This is a genomic window from Thalassolituus sp. (assembly GCF_984348125.1).
Map to the genome: position 1 here is coordinate 73,694 of NZ_CFHJLR010000006.1, position 18,879 is coordinate 92,572.

Annotated in this window: 16 protein-coding genes; 7 read left to right on the forward strand and 9 right to left on the reverse strand. The window is 52.1% G+C overall.

Annotated elements, in window-relative coordinates; genetic code table 11:
* Nucleotides 1-44: 44 nt before the first annotated feature.
* Complete coding sequence (locus tag AC5E51_RS06155; protein ID WP_068436024.1) at nt 45-1,265, reverse strand: polyhydroxyalkanoate depolymerase; 1,221 nt, start codon at nt 1,263-1,265, stop codon at nt 45-47.
* Nucleotides 1,266-1,578: 313 nt separating this feature from the next.
* On the opposite strand from AC5E51_RS06155, the gene AC5E51_RS06160 reads away from it, so the two are divergent.
* The 3 genes from AC5E51_RS06160 to AC5E51_RS06170 all read left to right on the forward strand — a co-directional run bounded on the left by AC5E51_RS06160 (nt 1,579) and on the right by AC5E51_RS06170 (nt 3,575).
* Complete coding sequence (locus AC5E51_RS06160; protein ID WP_068435403.1) at nt 1,579-1,938, forward strand: Mpo1-like protein; 360 nt, start codon at nt 1,579-1,581, stop codon at nt 1,936-1,938.
* Between the two features lie 37 nt (nt 1,939-1,975).
* Nucleotides 1,976-2,791 carry a substrate-binding periplasmic protein gene (locus AC5E51_RS06165; protein WP_297533342.1) on the forward strand — a complete coding sequence of 272 codons (816 nt, stop codon included), beginning with the start codon at nt 1,976-1,978 and terminating at the stop codon, nt 2,789-2,791.
* Between the two features lie 76 nt (nt 2,792-2,867).
* A complete protein-coding gene (locus tag AC5E51_RS06170; RefSeq protein ID WP_068436019.1) occupies nt 2,868-3,575 on the forward strand; it encodes a DUF481 domain-containing protein in 708 nt (235 codons plus the stop codon).
* 95 nt (nt 3,576-3,670) lie between these two features.
* Here AC5E51_RS06170 and AC5E51_RS06175 read toward each other — a convergent pair whose 3' ends face one another.
* On the reverse strand, nt 3,671-4,309 hold the full coding sequence (locus AC5E51_RS06175; protein WP_301377882.1) for a hypothetical protein: 639 nt from the start codon (nt 4,307-4,309) through the stop codon (nt 3,671-3,673).
* A gap of 108 nt (nt 4,310-4,417) precedes the next feature.
* On the opposite strand from AC5E51_RS06175, the gene smrA reads away from it, so the two are divergent.
* Complete coding sequence (gene smrA, locus AC5E51_RS06180; RefSeq protein ID WP_068436014.1) at nt 4,418-5,002, forward strand: DNA endonuclease SmrA; 585 nt, start codon at nt 4,418-4,420, stop codon at nt 5,000-5,002.
* 4 nt (nt 5,003-5,006) lie between these two features.
* Here the strand turns inward: smrA and AC5E51_RS06185 are convergent, their stop codons facing one another.
* Nucleotides 5,007-5,579, reverse strand: coding sequence for a lysophospholipid acyltransferase family protein (locus tag AC5E51_RS06185; RefSeq protein ID WP_297533339.1), 573 nt, complete (start codon nt 5,577-5,579; stop codon nt 5,007-5,009).
* Between the two features lie 230 nt (nt 5,580-5,809).
* Nucleotides 5,810-7,327, reverse strand: a complete 1,518-nt coding sequence (ilvA, locus tag AC5E51_RS06190; RefSeq protein ID WP_076514487.1) for a threonine ammonia-lyase, biosynthetic — start codon at nt 7,325-7,327, stop codon at nt 5,810-5,812.
* Between the two features lie 91 nt (nt 7,328-7,418).
* On the opposite strand from ilvA, the gene rpiA reads away from it, so the two are divergent.
* Nucleotides 7,419-8,090 carry a ribose-5-phosphate isomerase RpiA gene (gene rpiA / locus AC5E51_RS06195; protein WP_068436010.1) on the forward strand — a complete coding sequence of 224 codons (672 nt, stop codon included), beginning with the start codon at nt 7,419-7,421 and terminating at the stop codon, nt 8,088-8,090.
* A 9-nt stretch (nt 8,091-8,099) separates the two neighbouring features.
* Entirely contained in the window at nt 8,100-10,814 is a 2,715-nt protein-coding gene (locus tag AC5E51_RS06200) for an intermembrane phospholipid transport YdbH family protein (RefSeq protein WP_491778282.1), read from the forward strand.
* 49 nt (nt 10,815-10,863) lie between these two features.
* Here AC5E51_RS06200 and rho read toward each other — a convergent pair whose 3' ends face one another.
* Both rho and trxA read right to left on the reverse strand, forming a co-directional pair.
* Entirely contained in the window at nt 10,864-12,126 is a 1,263-nt protein-coding gene (gene rho, locus AC5E51_RS06205; protein ID WP_068436005.1) for a transcription termination factor Rho, read from the reverse strand.
* Between the two features lie 210 nt (nt 12,127-12,336).
* Nucleotides 12,337-12,663, reverse strand: coding sequence for a thioredoxin TrxA (gene trxA / locus AC5E51_RS06210; RefSeq protein WP_068436003.1), 327 nt, complete (start codon nt 12,661-12,663; stop codon nt 12,337-12,339).
* Nucleotides 12,664-12,804: 141 nt separating this feature from the next.
* Between trxA and ppx the strand changes: the two genes are divergently transcribed.
* Nucleotides 12,805-14,313 carry an exopolyphosphatase gene (gene ppx, locus AC5E51_RS06215; RefSeq protein WP_491778283.1) on the forward strand — a complete coding sequence of 503 codons (1,509 nt, stop codon included), beginning with the start codon at nt 12,805-12,807 and terminating at the stop codon, nt 14,311-14,313.
* 80 nt (nt 14,314-14,393) lie between these two features.
* Here the strand turns inward: ppx and ppk1 are convergent, their stop codons facing one another.
* From ppk1 to rpoH, 3 genes are all read right to left on the reverse strand, one after another.
* The gene (gene ppk1 / locus AC5E51_RS06220) at nt 14,394-16,553 is read right to left on the reverse strand and encodes a polyphosphate kinase 1 (protein ID WP_414716227.1); all 2,160 of its coding nucleotides are present in this window, start codon (nt 16,551-16,553) and stop codon (nt 14,394-14,396) included.
* A gap of 39 nt (nt 16,554-16,592) precedes the next feature.
* Nucleotides 16,593-17,603 (reverse strand): porphobilinogen synthase, encoded by a 1,011-nt coding sequence (hemB, locus tag AC5E51_RS06225; RefSeq protein ID WP_491778284.1) that lies wholly within the window; start codon nt 17,601-17,603, stop codon nt 16,593-16,595.
* 221 nt (nt 17,604-17,824) lie between these two features.
* Nucleotides 17,825-18,694, reverse strand: coding sequence for an RNA polymerase sigma factor RpoH (rpoH, locus tag AC5E51_RS06230; RefSeq protein WP_068435996.1), 870 nt, complete (start codon nt 18,692-18,694; stop codon nt 17,825-17,827).
* Nucleotides 18,695-18,879: the final 185 nt, after the last annotated feature.

An 18,879-nucleotide genomic window follows, 5' to 3' on the forward strand; every position in this document is an offset into this window, starting at 1 on the left:
GAAGCGAGCCATTGAGCCAGGCCCACGTGGGCCCGGCCGGCAGACTAACTGTGCTTGCTAATAAAGGCCTTAACGGCAGGTGCAATGCTCTCACGGAATTTCCGGCCGTTAAAAATACCGTAATGGCCTACACCCGGCTCCTCACGATGAATTTTCATTTTGTCGGGAATACCCGCGCAAAGATCTAACGCGCAAGCGGTCTGTCCTTTTCCGGTAATATCATCGAGCTCGCCCTCAATCGTCATCAAAGCCATATCCTTAATGGCCTTCAGATCAACAATCTTACCCCGGTACTCCATCGTGCCCTCTGGCAACTGATACTCCAGGAATACCTTTCGGATAGTATCGAGATAATACCGGGCCGGCATATCCATCACCGCGAGGTACTCGTTGTAAAATTCTCTGTGCGCTTCTGCGCTGTCTCCATCGCCCTTCACCAGGTCAGTGAAGAACTTAAAGTGCTTACTGACGTGGTTATCCATATTCATCGACATAAATCCAGACAACTGGATAAAACCGGGATATACCGACTGGCCCCGACCCGCAAAGCCATCCGGCACGTGGCAGATCACATTATCTTCGAACCACTCAAGATCTTTACCCGAGGCATAGTCGTTCACTTCTGTCGGGCTGATACGCACATCAATCGGCCCGCCCATTAAGGTCATGGACTTGGGTACCGCTTTGCTGCCCTGCTCTGACATAACACTCGCCGCGACAAGTGCCGGAACACAGGGCTGACACACTGCCAGAACGTGAGTATCCGGGCCAAGGAACTCCAGAAATTCGATCAGATAATCGACATAATCATCAAAACTGAATTCACCTTTAGAACGCGGAACATCACGAGCATTCAACCAGTCGGTGATGTAGACCTCATGATCTGGTAAAAACTCAGCAACTGTCCCCCGCAACAAGGTGGAAAAGTGTCCGGACAGTGGCGCTACGATCAGCAGCTTAGGCTGTTCAAGGCCACGCTTCCGACGGCGGAAATGAACCAGATCGCAATAAGGCTTTTCAACGACACTGCAATACTCGATGCCCACTTCACGGCCATCAATACGTGTCGTATCGAGTCTCCATTCCGGTTTTTCATAGAAATCCGTTAAACGCTCAACCAGTTCAAGCGAGGCACGAACAGTGCGCAGATACCAACCATAATTCATCGGGTTCCAGGGTTGGTAAAACATCTGCCGGGACAGGCGTGCCGCCACATGCATCGGGCGTAGCGCATTCATTACGTGGGCATTGATTGTGTAGAGCATTCCATTCCACCTCGTCATCGCACCAGAATTTATCCGGGTCATGCCCCGGATCAGGGAAGACTTCCAGCATAGCTGAAGGTTCAGATGTGTCTGTTCATTCATTGAAATTTAATCTGAACCAACCGGACGATCAGGACGTTTATTTTCCTCTGGGGTCAAATTGTCTATACTGTGAGTTAAGTTTGCCTCTTTATGGCCCGATAAGTTCGGGATTTGGCGCACCGCGCCCTGTGGGTAACACTGGTAATGACGTTATTTTGCAATGTGCGGAAAACCCGCCTGCCAATAATAATAACGAGGAGAGGTGGCCATCATGAGTACACAAACAAAAAACAGCGAAAGCGCTGTCAGCAAAGATCACAGATTCACGAGCTTTAGTGAGTTTTATCCTTATTATCTCTCTGAGCATCGGAACTCCACCTGCCGCAGCCTGCACTACATTGGCAGCTCGATTGGCTTGGGTGTTCTGTTGTTTTCACTGACCAGTGGGAATTTCCAGTACATTCCGATGGCTCTGGTAGCTGGTTATGCCTTTGCCTGGATCGGACATTTCTTCTTCGAACACAATAAACCTGCCACTTTCCGCTATCCTTTATGGAGCTTCATGGGTGACTGGGTAATGCTGAAAGATTTTTTGCTGGGACGTATCGACAAAAAACTACCTCGCTCCTGACAGAAACGATCGATTGCAGCCCAATGTGGAGGCGATGATGAGACGCGCGTTATCCATCGCAATGACCGCACTTACCGGTGCACTAAGTGTGTATCAGGCCAGTGCAGACACCATCAGCCTGAGAGCCGATATCTGGCCCCCCTACAACGCGACACCCGGCAGTGATAAACCCGGCTACATCGTCGAACTCGCGAACGAAATCTGGAATAGCGAAGGTCATCAGGTCGATTACTCAACGATTCCCTGGGAACGGGCCATCAGTGAAGCTCGTTCAGGAAACATCGACTGCATACTTGGTGCGTTACCAGAAGAAGTTCCCGACTTTGTATTTCATTCTCTTTCACTGGGGCTTGATCAGAGTACGTTTTACACCCGCTCTGGAAACCCGTGGACATATCACTCTCCCAGTCAGCTGAGCAACATCCGTTTGGGCGTCATTGGCGGCTACTCCTATGACCAGGGTGCTGTCGATGAACATATAGCAATGGCCATCCGCGACGGCTCTCCCGGTAGCCGGGTGCAGTTAATGAAGGGCGATAACGCACTGGAGAAAAACCTGCAGAAACTTCTGTCTGGCCGTATTGATGCCATTGTGGGTTCGGCCACTGTGGTCAACTACACAGTCGCTACGCTCGGTATGGAGGGCGCAGTACAACCCGCAGGCAACATCGGCGTTGCCGATGAGTTATATATTGCCTGCTCACCTGCGACGCCTGACAAGTCTGAGACATACACTCGCCAGCTGGATACCGGCATCCGACGCTTGCGAGAGTCTGGTCGACTTGCAGAAATACTTGAGCGTTACGGACTTCAGGACTGGAGCTCTGAAACACCCCGAAACCTTGATATGTGAACTATGAAGTATTGAACCTGTCATAGTCACTCGCTATTCTGCAACCGAATACAGTCGTATCAAGGAATATCCAAATATGCTTCGTAAGCACGCACTGGTAGCGGCCATCGTTATCGCTCCAACCGCAGCAATGGCTGCAGAACCTTCGTGGGATGGCGCCGCCGAACTCGGTACCATTTTCACTTCAGGTAACACAGACACCCAGAGCATCAACGCTAACTTCATGGCAAAGCGCACCGGTGAAGTCTGGGATACCACATTGAAGTTGGAAGCCCTGACCAGTGAAGAAGACGGTGTTAAGTCAAAAGAAAAGTACAGCGCTCTCACTCAGTTTGACCGTAACTTTACTGAACACTCCTATATGGCCATCGTTGCGCAGCAGGAGCGTGCGCGCTTCAGCGGTTATACGTACCAGAGCACAGTATCGGTGAACTATGGTTATCGCGTTCTGAAAAACGACACAATGGAGCTGAACCTTGAGGCCGGTCCGGGTTATCGTCGCGACAAACTGAAAGAAAGTGATGAGATTCAGGAAGAAGCCATTGGGCGTCTGGCTCTGAGCTACGACTGGCAAATCCGCGAAGGCGTAAGCTTTATTGAAAACTTCACTGCAGAAATCGGCAGCGACAATTCTATCTACAAGTCAGAAACGGGTCTTCAGAGCCAGCTCAGCGGTAGCCTTGCATCGAAGCTGACTTATAAGGTGAAGCATGTGGAAGAAGTGCCGGAAGGTACTGAAAACACCGATACTGAATTCGGCGTTACCCTGGTTTACAGCTTCTGAGGTTTGCAGCTTCTAAGCACTGAAGCCTGAACAGTAAACCATTCACCATTGAAAAGGGGCGTTAACCGCCCCTTCTTATATTATTCGCTCTTGAGTTACTCACCCTCTTCCTGATCTTTCTCGCCGCGCTTGTCCTTAAGGCGATCCATGTCGTGGTGACGCCACTTATCCCGCTCTTCACGCTGCATCTTGCGCCATTTTTTCTTCTGCTCGTCTGTGAGAACCGACTTCACTGCTTTTTCAAAATCACGGCGGTCTTTCTCGCGCATTTTCATACTGACTGGCCATTCTTCTTCAGAGCAGGAAGATAACTTTTCTTCGAGCTCTGATTTCTGCTCACTCGTCAGGTCAAGTTTCCGGGAAAGGCGTTCAAGGTGCTCTTCACGACCTTCTTTTTCACGCTTGCGAACCTGCTCTTCCGCGATGGCTTGTTGCTCGTCAGTCAGAACCGAACGGATTTCTTCACGCATCTGTACGTAGAGGTCCTGACGCTGCTCACGGCGCTCTTTGCCTGCGGCCTCACTGGGCTTCATCTCACGAAAGCGATCCCGATACTTATCTTCAATCGCATCAATCTGCTCCTGCTGCTCATCGGACAGATTCAGTGAGCTTTCCCAATCGACCTTCTTCTGACGATCGTCAAACCCCCAGGCTTGAGCAGTCGTCATAAGTACACCGCAGGCAACAAGGCTCAGGGAGCGTTGAAAGCGGGCAATGGGAGTGGGCATTTTCATAAATCGATCCTGTGATGCGGTGCTTATTATCAGGTTATACTAGGCGTCACAGCCTAATATTTGTGTCCGACATTGCAAAGATTTGTCGCTGCCCCGGAGGATGTAAAAATGACTGAAGAAGATGAGCTCTTTCTGCAAGAGATGCAGGGGGTCAAGAAGCTGCAAACGCAGGAGCGCGTCCCCCTTCGTCGTGATCAGAAAGACAACAATGTTGCTGCGCGCCGCTCAGCGGCTGTATCTCAGGAGACAGCGAGCGACAAAAACCACCTGCGTGCCAGCGAGGTTCCAAGAGTGGGCCCGCACGATGTGCTCGGCTTTAAACGTCCGGGTATTCAGGACGGCGTATTCCGAAAGCTACGTTTGGGAAAATACGAAATTGAAGCCCGCCTCGACCTCCACCGTCGAACGATCGAAGAGGCCAGGCGAGAAGTCTATCGCTTCGTTAACGACTGCATAGGCGCCGATCTCAGAAGTGTCCTGATCATGCCCGGTAAGGGCGATCGCAATGAAGGTGACCCCGCAGTATTGAAGAGTTATCTGGTTTTCTGGCTTGAAGAGCTGGAAGACGTTCAGGCCTTCCATACCGCTCAGCCGCAAAATGGTGGCGCAGGTGCTTTCTATGTATTGCTGAAAAAGAGTGAGCGTAAGAAGCAGCAGGCACGAGAGCAATTCAGCAAAGGCAGAGTCTACTAAAGGGCTACCGCCCCTGCGCTATGTCTGCATCCATCTGATCGATCTGTGCTGCCATGAGGGCCTGGACCTCATCGGCAAGGCGCTTAGCATCGTCGCGGGTCAGGCCTTCGGTGCTGATCGCCGGTAGCTGCACCAGACGGCACTCACCTGCGCGCCAGCGCTTCAGGTCGATATTTTTATGAGTGCTACTTGCACAGACGGGAACAATCGGCAAACCGGCCTCAATTGCCAGAATAAAGGCTCCACTTTTAAAAGGTAAAAGGCCTCTGCCATTGCTACGGGTGCCTTCTGGGAACATATACACACTGCAGCCCTTTTCGCGAACAATCGTTGCGGCTTCTTCCATCGCTCCGCGCGCTTTGGAACGATCGCCGCGATTAATAAAGATATTGCCCGCCAACCAGAACAATACACCGAACAAAGGAATGTACATCAGGCTGTGCTTACCAAGGATCGCCATGTCATCCGGCAGGCTTTCGCCGTACATGTACATATCAAGGGTGCTCTGGTGATTCGCAACGTAAATCCCTTGAATGCTGTCCTCAGGTCGGTTGCGAACATCCACACGAACATTCATTACGAATCGTGCCCAGGAAAATATTATGGCAATAATACGACTGTTATTCCGGTTGAATGGTCGAATAATACAAATCAGAAGCCCAAGCAGGCACACAATAGGGAAATAAAGGGCTAAAAAGACGATTCGAAAAGCAGCTAACATAAAAAATCCGGCTTGAGGCAGCAGCGAAGCAGTCTAAACTCCTCTGCCAGCCCCACAAGGTGAACTTGTATCACGACACTGGCGTATTAACGCAAAAAGCGCTGATAAGCCGTATTGTCTGTCTCATCCCAGTAACGATAGCCGAGTTCTTCAAGATATCCCTGAAGCTGTTCACGTTTATCATCAGAAATCTGCAGGCCGACCAAGACACGGCCGTAAGCAGCACCATGATTGCGATAGTGAAACAGTGAAATGTTAAAACGCTTACCGAGTTTTTTAAGGAAGTTCAGCAAGGCCCCCGGGCGCTCCGGGAACTCAAAGCGATAGACCCGCTCATCGGTAACAGACGCAGGTGCGTGACCACCGACCATATGACGGATATGGTATTTCGCCACTTCATCATCGGTAATATCCATCAGCGTATAGCCCTCAGCCTCAAGGTCCGAGACCAGTGCTTTACGCGAACCCGGCTCGTCAGAGACTTTTACGCCGACGTAAATCTGCGCCTCATCATCGCGACTGTAACGATAGTTAAACTCGGTGATTGGTGATTTCCCCAGAAGGCTACAGAAACGCTGAAAGCTTCCCGGCTCTTCGGGAATGGTGACCGCAAGAATAACTTCACGACCTTCACCGATCTCAGCAACTTCCGAGATGTAGCGCATACGATCGAAATTCACGTTGGCACCGCTGAGGATGGCAACCAGATTTTTATTCTTACACTGCTCACGCTCGATGTACTTTTTCAGACCGGCAATCGCCAGGGCTCCGGCAGGTTCGCTGACGGCGCGGGTATCATCAAAGGTATCTTTGATCGCTGCGCAGATTTCATCCGGTGTGCAGGTGATCACCTCGTCAACATAGTCTTTGCAGACTTCCCAGGTATTTTCTCCAATCTGTGCGACCGCGACACCGTCGGCGAAGATACCTACTTCAGGAAGAACCACGCGACTGCCAGCAGCAAGTGCAGCGGCCAGACAAGCCGATTCACTGCTCTCAACCCCTACGATGCGGATTTCAGGAGCCAGCGCTTTGATGTAAGCGGCAACACCTGCAATCAGCCCGCCACCACCGACAGGAATAAAGATCGCATCCGGACGAACCGGCATCTGCCGCAGGATTTCCATACCGACCGTTCCCTGTCCAGCGATGGTCTCCGGGTCATCGTACGGATGGATGTAGGTATAGCCTTTTTCTTCGACCAGCTTCTGGGAGTACTGAAAAGCTTCATCAAACGCATCGCCATGCAGAATCACGCGAGCGCCACGTGCTTTTACAGACTTCACTTTAATTTCAGGTGTTGTCCGCGGCATAACAATCACGGCTTTGATGCCAAGCTTTTTCGCAGCCAGCGCCAGACCCTGAGCGTGATTGCCCGCCGATGCAGCGATCACTCCACGCGCTTTCTCTTCGTCAGTCAGCTGCACAACCTTGTTGTAAGCACCACGAATTTTGAACGAATACACAGGCTGCTTGTCTTCACGTTTAATCCATATCTGGTTTTCCAGTCGCTCACTGAGAAACGTTGCAGTATGGACAGGCGTCTCTTCAGCAACGTCATAGACGCGGGAAGAGAGTATTTTTTTAAGGTATTCGTTTAGCATGCCGCTGTTCCAAAAAAATCGAGAGCGAACGCGCATTGTAGCGCATGAAGCCTTATAATTCGCGAAAGCATTTCACCCGGATACAGACATTATGAATCAGGACGAACTCAAGCAGGCGGTTGGTCAGGCCGCGGTTGATTACATCAAGCCCCAGCTCGACGAAGACAGCATTGTTGGCGTCGGTACCGGCTCAACAGCGAACTGTTTTATCGACGCTCTCGCCGCCGTAAAACACCTGTTCGACGGTGCAGTTGCAAGCTCCGAAGCATCGGCTGAGCGCCTGAAAAGTCATGGTATCCCGGTGTACGACCTGAACAGCGTCGATGGCATGGATTTCTACATTGATGGTGCTGACGAAATTAACGAGCACCTTGAGATGATCAAGGGCGGTGGTGCTGCTCTGACCCGCGAAAAGATCGTTGCGGCAGTCGCAAAGAAATTTATCTGTGTTGCGGACGAGAGCAAAATGGTCGGCATGATGGGCACGTTTCCATTGCCTGTAGAAGTCATACCGATGGCCCGTTCACACGTTGCCCGTGAGTTGGTGAAACTGGGTGGTGACCCGGTCTGGCGTGAGGGAGTGGTCACGGATAACGGCGGCCAGATCCTTGATGTTCATAATCTGAAGATTCAATCACCGATGCAACTTGAGTCCGACATCAATCAGATCACCGGCGTCATTACCAACGGCCTGTTTGCGCAGCGTGGCGCGGACGTTCTGCTCCTCGGTACTCAGGACGGCGTTAAAACCCTGAAAGCCTGATACGCCGCTATGAGTGAGCGCAGGGAATCAGATCAACAAGCGCCGGCTCTGATCCGGCGAGGCTGGTTTCAGGGCATAGTGATCGCCCTTTTGCTAACGGGCGCCGCGATAGTGGCGCTCTATTTCTCGATCGTTCCTCTGCTGAACAACTGGCTTCCTCCGCTTCTTGATCGCCTGGTGGCTCCAGGCAGCCACCTCCAGATACGCAGCCTGACGAGCCAGCAATTCGCTGTCGATGAGCTGGACATTCAACCGGCGCCCGGCGTCCTTATTCAGATTCGTAACGCCGAACTGAATTACCACGGTACTGGCTTACTGCAAGGAAAGGCTGACAGCCTGACCGCCGAAACCCTTCGGGTTCATATCACTGCTGTCGATGACGCTCCTTCGCAGCCTTCATCGACTCTGAGTCCGGGCTTCGACGTTGACCTGCCTGTGATCACAGAACTAATGACACTGCCGGTCGACGATATCCGGGTCCAGACATTGGAGATCGATACCCCCGACATATCTGCCCGCCTGACAGGCTCTCTCCGGCCTGACCACTGGGGAGTCTCCGGTGACCTGAGATTGCCGCATATTCAGGAGTCAGTGACCGTCAATTTACAGCTGCAACGTAATGAACAGGGCAATGCTGAACTCCTCGCAATGCTCTCCCAGCAGGAAGCTTTGCTGGCACAACTCTGGGCCGGCCTGACCCAGACAGATGACACCAGCGATGCCAACATAAGACTTGAGGCAGACCTCAGCAAGATCCAGAACAGCCTGCCACAGATGGCTGACCTTCCGGTGAAAGGGCAGAACGTACTATTAGAAGGAACGCTCAACAGTCCCGCTCAGGCGCGATGGCCTGACGAACTGATAGCAGACCTGACCACCACGCTGACCACACGCAAGTCAGTGATCAGTGACAACATGTCGGTACAGCCCGCCGGGGTAGCTTTTTCCGTCAGGCGCTCAGCAACAGATGACGACTGGAGTCTGTTTTTGGCAACCCAGCCAATTGCAGCCTCAATCAGAACCAGCACTGACGGTCAGTTCAGCGACTGGAAAGCCACCACGCCGGGGCAGGCGCTGACCGCCACGTGCTCTCCTGGCGCTGACAGCTGCCAACTCGAAGGCTCGCTCTCCGCGCAGCTCTCTGGGTTATCAACGACCCGTATCACGCTGGAACCTGAAGGTGTCTGGACAGCAACGGGGGCGTCCTCCATCACACTGCCAGTCTCAGTCAGTTATCAACAGCCGGCACAGCAGGAGTTACCAGAATGGAAAATGACAGGTAACGGGCGTTTCAATGCAGAAATCAGCGACACAGGACAATGGTCGATTGCTTCGGACGATGGGCTGGTTCTCAATACCGAGATTGCTCCCTGGCAGGGCTGGGCTGTATCACCGCTGACTGTTTCTGTATTGCAGAACCTGATGGTCAAAGGCAGCCTTGATGACAACCGGCATGTACAAGCCAGAGACCTGCGCCTGAAAATAGCGCCTTTCACAGCGATATCGAAAGAACAGGATGCCCGCCTGCGGTTTGCGCCGTCACATCTTGGCTGCGATCCGGGCGACATCGACCTTCAGGACCTTGCAAACGGTCTGCTGGGTAACTGCACGCTCTCTGCGCGCCTCAATGATTCTGACTGGGGCCTATGGCCAATACCGGACATCAGCCTCAGCGGCCCGGTTACCATCACGATGGACGAGATCCGTGAACGAGTGGATGCGTCACTTGATCTCACCGCTGCGAACGGAGAGATTCATTTCCGCACCCGGGCTGAGCATGACCTGCTGTCCGGCAATGGTTCTCTGCAATGGCATCTGACCGATGCGAGCCTCGACTGGATGGCGCTCGGCCTTGCAGACATGGCCAACCTGACCAGCGTTCAGCTACTTAATGGCCACCTGTCAGGACAAGGCTGGCTGGACTGGCAAAGCAGCGAAAATGGATTCGAGCTGACTCCCGATATGATGCTCAGAGCTGATGGCGTAGGCCTGATTTACGACAACAGCATCACCCTCGAAGAATGGAATGCCATGCTTGCCCTGCGCCGCCCGCAGCAGGGCGAATACCAACTGGATGCACAGTTGTCTGGCAGCAAGCTCGACAGTGGTATTCCATTGACCAACCTGCTTGCCCGGACGCAGACGCGCTTCCCGGAAGATCTCAGCTATTTCGAAGTGGATGTTTACGAAATCCACACCGACTTATTGGGTGGTCGGATCTATGCACCTGAGATTCACTATGACAGTCGCAAAGACGTCAATGCCTTCGGTGTTCGTCTTGATCATCTGCAGCTCAGTCAGATTGCCGCCATTGAGAAAGAAGCCGGTATCAAAGCCACCGGCTTGCTGGATGGTATGTTGCCGATTGTGCTGACCAAAGAGGGTCCTATGGTACCGGGAGGCAATCTATTCGCCCGGGACCCGGGTGGTACCATCAAATATCAGGACGAAAGTGCCGATGCCCTCGCTCAGGCAGACCAGAGCGTCGGAATGGCAATGAAGCTGTTACAGAATTTTCAGTATGACGAGCTACAGTCAGGTGTGCGCTATCAGCCGGATGGACAGTTAAACCTGTCACTACAGTTTGAAGGCAAAAACCCCGACTTCTTCGATGGCCAGAAGACCCATCTTAACGTCAATCTGGACTACAACCTGCTTGATCTTCTCGAAAGCCTTCGGATTGCCAATGACGTGATTGAAAAAGTCGAACAGAAGTACAAATAAAAACGCCCGGGCAGCAAAGCTGACCGGGCGTTTCTGAGCGAGTAAGGACTTATTTTCCCTTACGCATCGAATCAAAGAACTCGTCGTTGGTCTTGGTCTGACGCAGTTTATCGAGCAGGAATTCAATGCCCTGTACGTCTTCCATTTCAGCCAGCAGGCGACGCAGAATCCACAGACGCTGCAGATCAGCTTCGTTGAACAGCATATCTTCACGACGAGTGCCTGAACGACGGATGTTGATCGCAGGGTAGATACGCTTCTCGGCGATCTTACGGTCGAGGTGCAGTTCCTGATTACCGGTACCTTTAAATTCTTCGAAGATAACTTCGTCCATTTTAGAACCAGTATCAACCAGCGCAGTCGCGATGATGGTCAGAGAGCCACCTTCTTCGATGTTACGTGCCGCACCGAAGAAACGCTTTGGTTTCTCGAGGGCGTTAGCATCGACACCACCGGTCAGTACCTTACCTGAGGAAGGGATAACGGTGTTGTAAGCGCGGGCCAGACGGGTGATAGAGTCAAGCAGAATGACCACGTCGCGTTTGTGTTCAACCAGACGCTTGGCTTTTTCGATGACCATTTCAGCAACCTGTACGTGACGGGCTGGCGGCTCATCAAAGGTCGACGCCACAACTTCACCGCGTACAGAACGCTTCATTTCTGTTACTTCTTCCGGACGTTCGTCGATCAGCAGGACAATCAGCTCACACTCCGGGTTGTTGCGGGTAATAGACTGCGCGATGGTCTGCAGCAGCATGGTTTTACCAGCTTTCGGTGGCGCAACGATCAGGCCACGCTGACCTTTACCGATTGGGGCGACCAGATCCAGTACACGGGAGGACAGGTCTTCAGTAGAGCCGTTACCAGCCTCCAGAATCAGACGTTCGTTCGGGAACAGCGGCGTCAGGTTTTCAAACAGTACTTTATTTTTCGCGTTTTCTGGCTTGTCGTCGTTAATCTCATTAACTTTCAACAGCGCGAAGTAACGCTCGTTGTCCTTCGGAGGACGGATTTTACCGGCGATTTTATCGCCCTTACGCAGGTTAAAGCGACGGATCTGGCTCGGCGACACATAAATGTCATCGGGTCCGGCCAGATATGAGCTGTTCGCACTGCGTAAAAAACCGAAGCCATCCTGAAGAATCTCCAGTACGCCATCACCGTAGATGTCTTCACCACTCTTTGCGTGGGTTTTCAGAATGGCGAAGATGATGTCCTGTTTACGGGTACGGCTGACGTGCTCAATTCCCATATCGCCGGCGATTTTCAGCAATTCGGGGACTGATTTGAGTTTCAGGTCTGAGAGATTCATAGGTATAGGTATATACGGTTAGGTTATTTGAATTAGATAGATGCTGGATCTGAAGAAAACCTGGCAGAATCGCCATGGAGGGCAGCGTTGATCGGAGCTATGGCCCGCTTTCAATGTTGCGGAGTCAATATAGACAGATATAGGGGGGTTGTCCAGCACTGCGGGGACATTTGTCCCCATTTGCAGTGCGGAATACAGCTGACAGGGAGATCAGATCGCCTGTTCGATGAACGCAGCCAGTTCAGACTTGCTCATTGCACCGATCTTGGTCGCTTCAGCGTTGCCGTTCTTGAACAGAATCAGAGTCGGGATGCTGCGGATACCAAACTTAGGCGCAGTGGCTTCGTTTTCATCAATGTTCAACTTGGCAATTTTCAGCTTACCTGCGTAGTCATCGGCGATTTCTTCCAGAACCGGCGCGATCATTTTGCAAGGGCCACACCACTCTGCCCAGAAGTCCACCAGTACAGGAACGTCTGAACCCAGCACGTCAGCGTCAAATGAATCGTCGGTTACGGTGATAATGTTATCGCTCATGAAATTCCCCTGCAGAAAAGTGCAATCAGTTAGAAAGGGTTATTGTACGCCACATTGATGCGGAATCAATTGGATTATTCGACTGGACGCCAGAGACGCCGGAAGGCATATTCATCATAGGGTTATTGGAAACAGATAGTTATGTCAGAGCAGTATTCAGCAGAGGTCGAATCCAGCCGTATTGCCGCTGTCGATCTCGGATCAAACAGTTTTCACATGATGATCGCAGAAGAATTTCAGGGTGAAATACGTACTCTGGAAAAACGCGGTGAAAAAGTTCAGCTGGCCGCTGGCCTGGACAATCAGAACTATCTCAGCGAGGAGGCCATCCAGCGCGGCGTCGATTGCCTCGCTCAGTTTGGTCAGCGCCTTCAGGGCATGGACCCGGACAGAATCGTGGTATTCGCCACCAACGCACTGCGCGCTGCCCGTAACCGTCGTGAGTTTATTGATCGCGCTGAGGAAGTGCTGGGCTACCCCGTCGAGGTCATCGCTGGCCGTGAAGAAGCCCGCCTCATTTATCTCGGAGTTGCACACACTCAGGCAGACGATGGTGGTCAGCGTCTGGTGGTCGACATTGGCGGCGGCAGTACCGAATTTATTATCGGTGAACGTTTCGAAGCGAAAGCTCTGGAAAGCCTGCACATGGGCTGTGTGTCTTTCACCAAACGCTTCTTTGCTGATGGAAAGATCACCCGCAAACAGTTTAAAAAAGCGGTGTCGGCTGCTCAGCAGGAACTGCTGAATATTAAGGCCCAGTACAAAAAGCTGGGCTGGAAAAGTGAAATCGGTTCTTCGGGCACTATCCGCGCTGTCGAACAAGCCATCATCAGTAATGGTTGGGGCAATGAAGGTATCACCCCAGACGGCCTTGAGAAATTAGTCGATCACTGCCTGGATTACGAAACCGTTGAAGACGTCGACATTGAAGGCGTGAAACCCGACCGTCGTCAGGTATTTATTGGTGGTCTGGCGATTCTCACTGCCGTATTTCAGACGCTGGATATCAAGCACATGCGCTATTCAGATGGCGCATTGCGCGAGGGCGCACTCTGGGATCTGGTCGGCCGCTCAGAACATGAAGATGTACGTAGCCGCTCTATCGCCTCCATGCAGGAGCGCTTTTATGTGGACACCGCACAGGCTGACCGTGTTGAAGCGACAGCGCTTGCTCTGTTCAATCAGATACGCAAAGACATTGGCGCACGCAAAGAGCTCGCCCAATGGTTAAGCTGGGCCGCCCGCGTCCATGAAATTGGCCTGAGCATCGCTCACAGTGGATTCCACAAACACGGCGCTTATCTGCTACAACATTCTGACATGCTGGGTTTTACCCGTCAGGGGCAGATGTTACTGGCCCTGCTGGTTCGCAACCACCGACGCAAAATCCACCCGGAAGAACTCGAATTACTGCCCGCCCGACAGCAAACCATCGCGCTCTGGTTGATACGTATTCTGCGCGTGGCCATCGTGCTTAATCACAGCCGCGAGGCCTACGACGTACCCCTGCCGGAGGCAAGCATCGACAAGGATGCTCTGCTGCTGAAGCTTCCCGAAGGCTGGCAGGACAACTTCCCGCTGACGTCTCAGGATATGGAAGAAGAAGTAGAATTACAGAAAACCGCCGGGCTGGTGCTCACCATAACCTGAGCCAGAAGCCCGGAAAAAGAGAGTCCAAAAAGCACAAAAAACGGGGCATTGCCCCGTTTTCTATTTGCCTGCGTTTCTGCTCAACTTGCGCTTGGCGTTCCACTGCTGGCAGCCAGTTTATCAAGCAACCAGCTTTGTGCAGAAATGGTCTCATCGTCAGGCCCTGGTTGCGCCCGGACATAAGAGCCATCTGTTTGCAGAATCCAGGCCTGTGTGTTGTCCCTCACATAGATCTCAAGCTCTTCTTTCATCCGCTCTTTAATCTTGTTGGTTTCCACCGGGAACGCGGTTTCAACGCGACGCAGCAGATTACGCTCCATCAGGTCGGCACTGCCCGCATAAATTTCATCGCTTCCGCCATTAAGGAAGTAATACACGCGAGTATGTTCCAGGAAACGACCAATAATTGAGCGGACTTCAATATTCTCAGACACTCCGGGAATACCAGGGCGCAGGCTGCACATACCACGAATAATCAACTCGACTTTAACCCCCGACTGAGAAGCACGATACAGCGCACGAATCACTTTAGGTTCGGTCAGGCCGTTGGCTTTCATGCGGATTAATGCAGGCTTTCCGGCATCCGCATGTTCACGCTCACGATCAATCAGCTGAATTAAACGCTTATGCAGAGTAAAGGGCGCATGAAACAGCTTTTTCACCCGCATGACTTCACCCATGCCGGTTAATTGCTGGAACACTTTATGAACGTCTTCGCAGATTGAATCATCGCAGGTCATAAAGCTGTAGTCGGTATACGCCCGCGCGTTCCCTGCGTGATAATTGCCCGTGCCCAGATGTACATAGCGGCGATACTGATTGCCCTCTTTACGCACAATCAGCATCATTTTGGCGTGTGTTTTATACCCCACTACGCCATACACGACGACGGCACCCGCCTCCTGAAGGCGGTTCGCCAGATAGAGGTTTTCTTCTTCGTCAAAACGCGCGCGCAGCTCAATCACCACAGTGACTTCTTTGCCGTTACGGGCAGCATCTACCAATGCATTAACAATTTCTGATTTAGCACCGGTGCGATACAACGTCTGTTTGATCGACTTAACACTAGGGTCTTTCGCAGCTTCGCGTAACAGGTCGACCACGGGCGTGAAGGACTCAAACGGATGCAGTAACAGAGTATCCTTCGCGCGGATGCTCTCGAAAATACTCTTTTTAAAATTAACGTTTTTCGGCAGCCCCGGCGTAAATGGCGGGTAACGAAGATCCGGACGATTAATCTGATCAATCACTTCAATCAGGCGACCAAGGTTCACCGGGCCGTTCACTTTAAATAAGTCAGACTCATCAAGGTTGAACTGGCGCAGCAGAAAGCTGATCAGTTCGTCAGGGCAGTTGTCCGCGACTTCTAAGCGCATTTCTTCACCGAAATTACGCGAGTGCAGTTCGTCCTCAAGTGCCGAGGCGAGGTCGGATGTTTCTTCGTGGTCAATATCCAGATCGGCGTTGCGCGTTACACGGAACTGGTAACAGCCTTTCACCGTCATCCCCGGAAAGAGTTCATCGGCGTATTCGTGAATAATCGATGACAGGAAAACAAAGTGATCTCCGCCCTCCTGCACCAGCTCATCCGGTAAGCGCAAAGTACGCGGCAATGAACGCGGCGCAGGAATGATAGCCAGACCAGTCTGGCGCCCGAACGCATCTTTGCCATCGAGCGCGACGATAAAGTTCAGGCTTTTGTTCACCAGTCGTGGGAACGGGTGCGAGGGGTCCAGACCGATCGGACTGATCAGTGGCTGAATACTGTCATCAAAGTAATCACGTATCCAGATACGCTGCTCGTCGTTCCACTCAGCACGTCGCAGGAAGTGAATATTCTGCTCTTTTAATTGCGGCAGCAGAGTGTCGTTAAGAATTTCATACTGACGTTCGACGGTGGTACTGCAGAGTGAGTAGATTTCGTCCAGCACCTGAGCCGGATGCAGACCATCTATCCCCGACTGCTCCCGATTAAATGTCAGCTGGTGAACCAGATCAGCAACACGCACTTCAAAGAATTCGTCGAGGTTTTTACTGAAAATACACAGAAAGAACAAACGGTCGAGCAGAGGATGCGCTTCGTCGAGCGCCTGCTCCAAGACGCGGATATTAAACTGCAGGTGGCTGAGTTCACGGTTGATGTAAAACTCACTGCTGTTGAGATCTATATCCTGTACGTCCGTCATGGATAGCTCCGGCGGCTGTTCTGCTTTGGTCTGTGTATTTTCAGCGATTGTCATCAGGGTACCTAAAAATCCTGCTTTAAGGATAGCGCCTGATCAGACGTCCCCTAATTCAGCAAACTGTTTCGCGAAGTAGGTCAGGATTCCATCTGCCCCAGCGCGTTTAATGCACATCAGTGATTCCATCATGACGGCGTTGTCGTCCAGCCACCCTTGCTGTGCCGCGGCCTTATGCATGGCGTATTCGCCACTGACCTGATACACAAAGGTAGGTACTTTAAATTCGTCTTTCACCCGGCGGACAATATCGAGATACGGCATGCCAGGTTTCACCATGACCATGTCGGCCCCTTCTGCCAGATCCAGCGCCACTTCATGCAGTGCCTCATCCGTATTAGCAGGGTCCATCTGGTAGTTTTTCTTGTCGGCCTTGCCCAGATTACCGGCAGAACCCACCGCGTCCCGGAACGGCCCATAGTACGCAGACGCGTATTTTGCGGAGTACGCCATGATGCGCGTATTCACAAAGTTTTCCTGCTCCAGTGCCGCACGGACTTCGCCAATACGACCGTCCATCATGTCCGACGGAGCAACCACATCCGCACCGGCTTCCGCATGAGACAGTGCCTGACGTACCAGGGTGTCTACGGTGCGGTCATTCAGCACATAACCTTCCGCATCGATAATTCCGTCCTGGCCGTGTGTCGTGAAGGGGTCGAGCGCCACATCGGTAATCACACCCATCTCTGGCACGGCATCTTTGATGGCACGAACCGCGCGCTGCGCCAGACCGTTCGGGTTGAACGCCTCCTCGGCCAGTTCAGACTTGGCATCCGCCGGCGTCACCGGAAACAGCGCTACCGCAGGGATACCCAGTTTATAAAGGTGTTTAACCTCTTCAATCAGCAGATCAATCGACAGGCGATCTACACCCGGCATTGATGCCACTTGCTCACGCTCCTGATGCCCTTCAAGCACAAACATGGGGTAGATCAGGTTGTCGACACTGAGCTGGGTTTCGCGCATCAGTCGTCGGGAGAAATCATCCCGGCGCATACGGCGCATACGGGTTTCCGGGAAAAAGCGTTGAGCATCGTTTAAAGCCATGAGATTTACTCCTGAGCCGGCGGGGAATTTTCAGATCGATTGTAACCCGCCCGAAGCACCTTTGGCGCCCGGAAATCACAGGGTTGCAGAGTATCGGTCCGATATATGACATTTTTATGACAAGGCAAGGTTATTACCGCAATGCCTCGTATTGTTCGTCGTCAGACAAAGAAAAAAGCCGCTCATTGAGCGGCTTTCGAACGTATCTTGCGAAGCGATAATTACGCCAGTACCAGATCAGTACCAATTGCGTTCTTCAGCTTCTTCATCGCGTTTTTCTCTAGCTGGCGAATGCGCTCAGCAGATACTTTGTACATATCAGCCAGCTCGTGAAGCGTTGCTTTCTCTTCGCTCAACCAACGCTGCTGCAGGATAGTACGGCTGCGATCATCAAGATCCGCCATCGCGTCTGCCAGACGGCCATTCGCATCCTGTTCGTAGTTATCGGCTTCGACCAGCTGAGCCGGGTCCTGACTGTGGTCTTCAAGGTAATAAGCAGGCGCCTTGTACGCGCTTTCGTCATCGTCGTCCGCACCTGCATCAAATGCAGCATCGTGCGCATTCAGACGGCCTTCCATCTCAAATACCGTTTTGGTCTCAACACCCAGGTCTTCTGCAATCGCAGTTGCTTCGTCCTGAGACAACCAGCCCAGTTTTTTCTTCTGGCTGCGCAGGTTGAAGAACAGCTTGCGCTGCGCCTTGGTGGTCGCAACTTTGACGATGCGCCAGTTGCGCAGAATAAACTCGTGAATCTCTGCTTTGATCCAGTGCACAGCAAAGGACACCAGACGTACGCCCACCTCAGGGTTAAAACGTTTTACCGCCTTCATCAGACCGACGTTGCCTTCCTGAATCAGGTCGCCCTGGTTCAGGCCGTAACCCGAGTAGCTACGTGCAATATGTACCACGAAGCGCATGTGCGACATCACCAGGTGACGCGCTGCTTCCAGGTCTTCTTGATAATGAAAACGCTCTGCCAGATCTTTCTCTTCTTCTGGCGTAAGCACAGGAATAGCATTAACAGTCGAAATGTAGGCTTCCAGGTTAGCACCCGGAGACATCGCGTATACTGCTTGCAAACCGTTGTTCATCTCTCACTCCTGAAGGAATTCTGTTGCTCAATCAGCAACTTACAGCGACCTGATTACACTCGTAAGTCATGTTTTCAAACGCGTGATAATCAAAATCGAGCGCTAAGTTTAGCACCACTATTTAAGACCGCAAATGGCTGGATAAGTTCCCTTCAATGCCATTCACCGTTCTTTATACGATCATA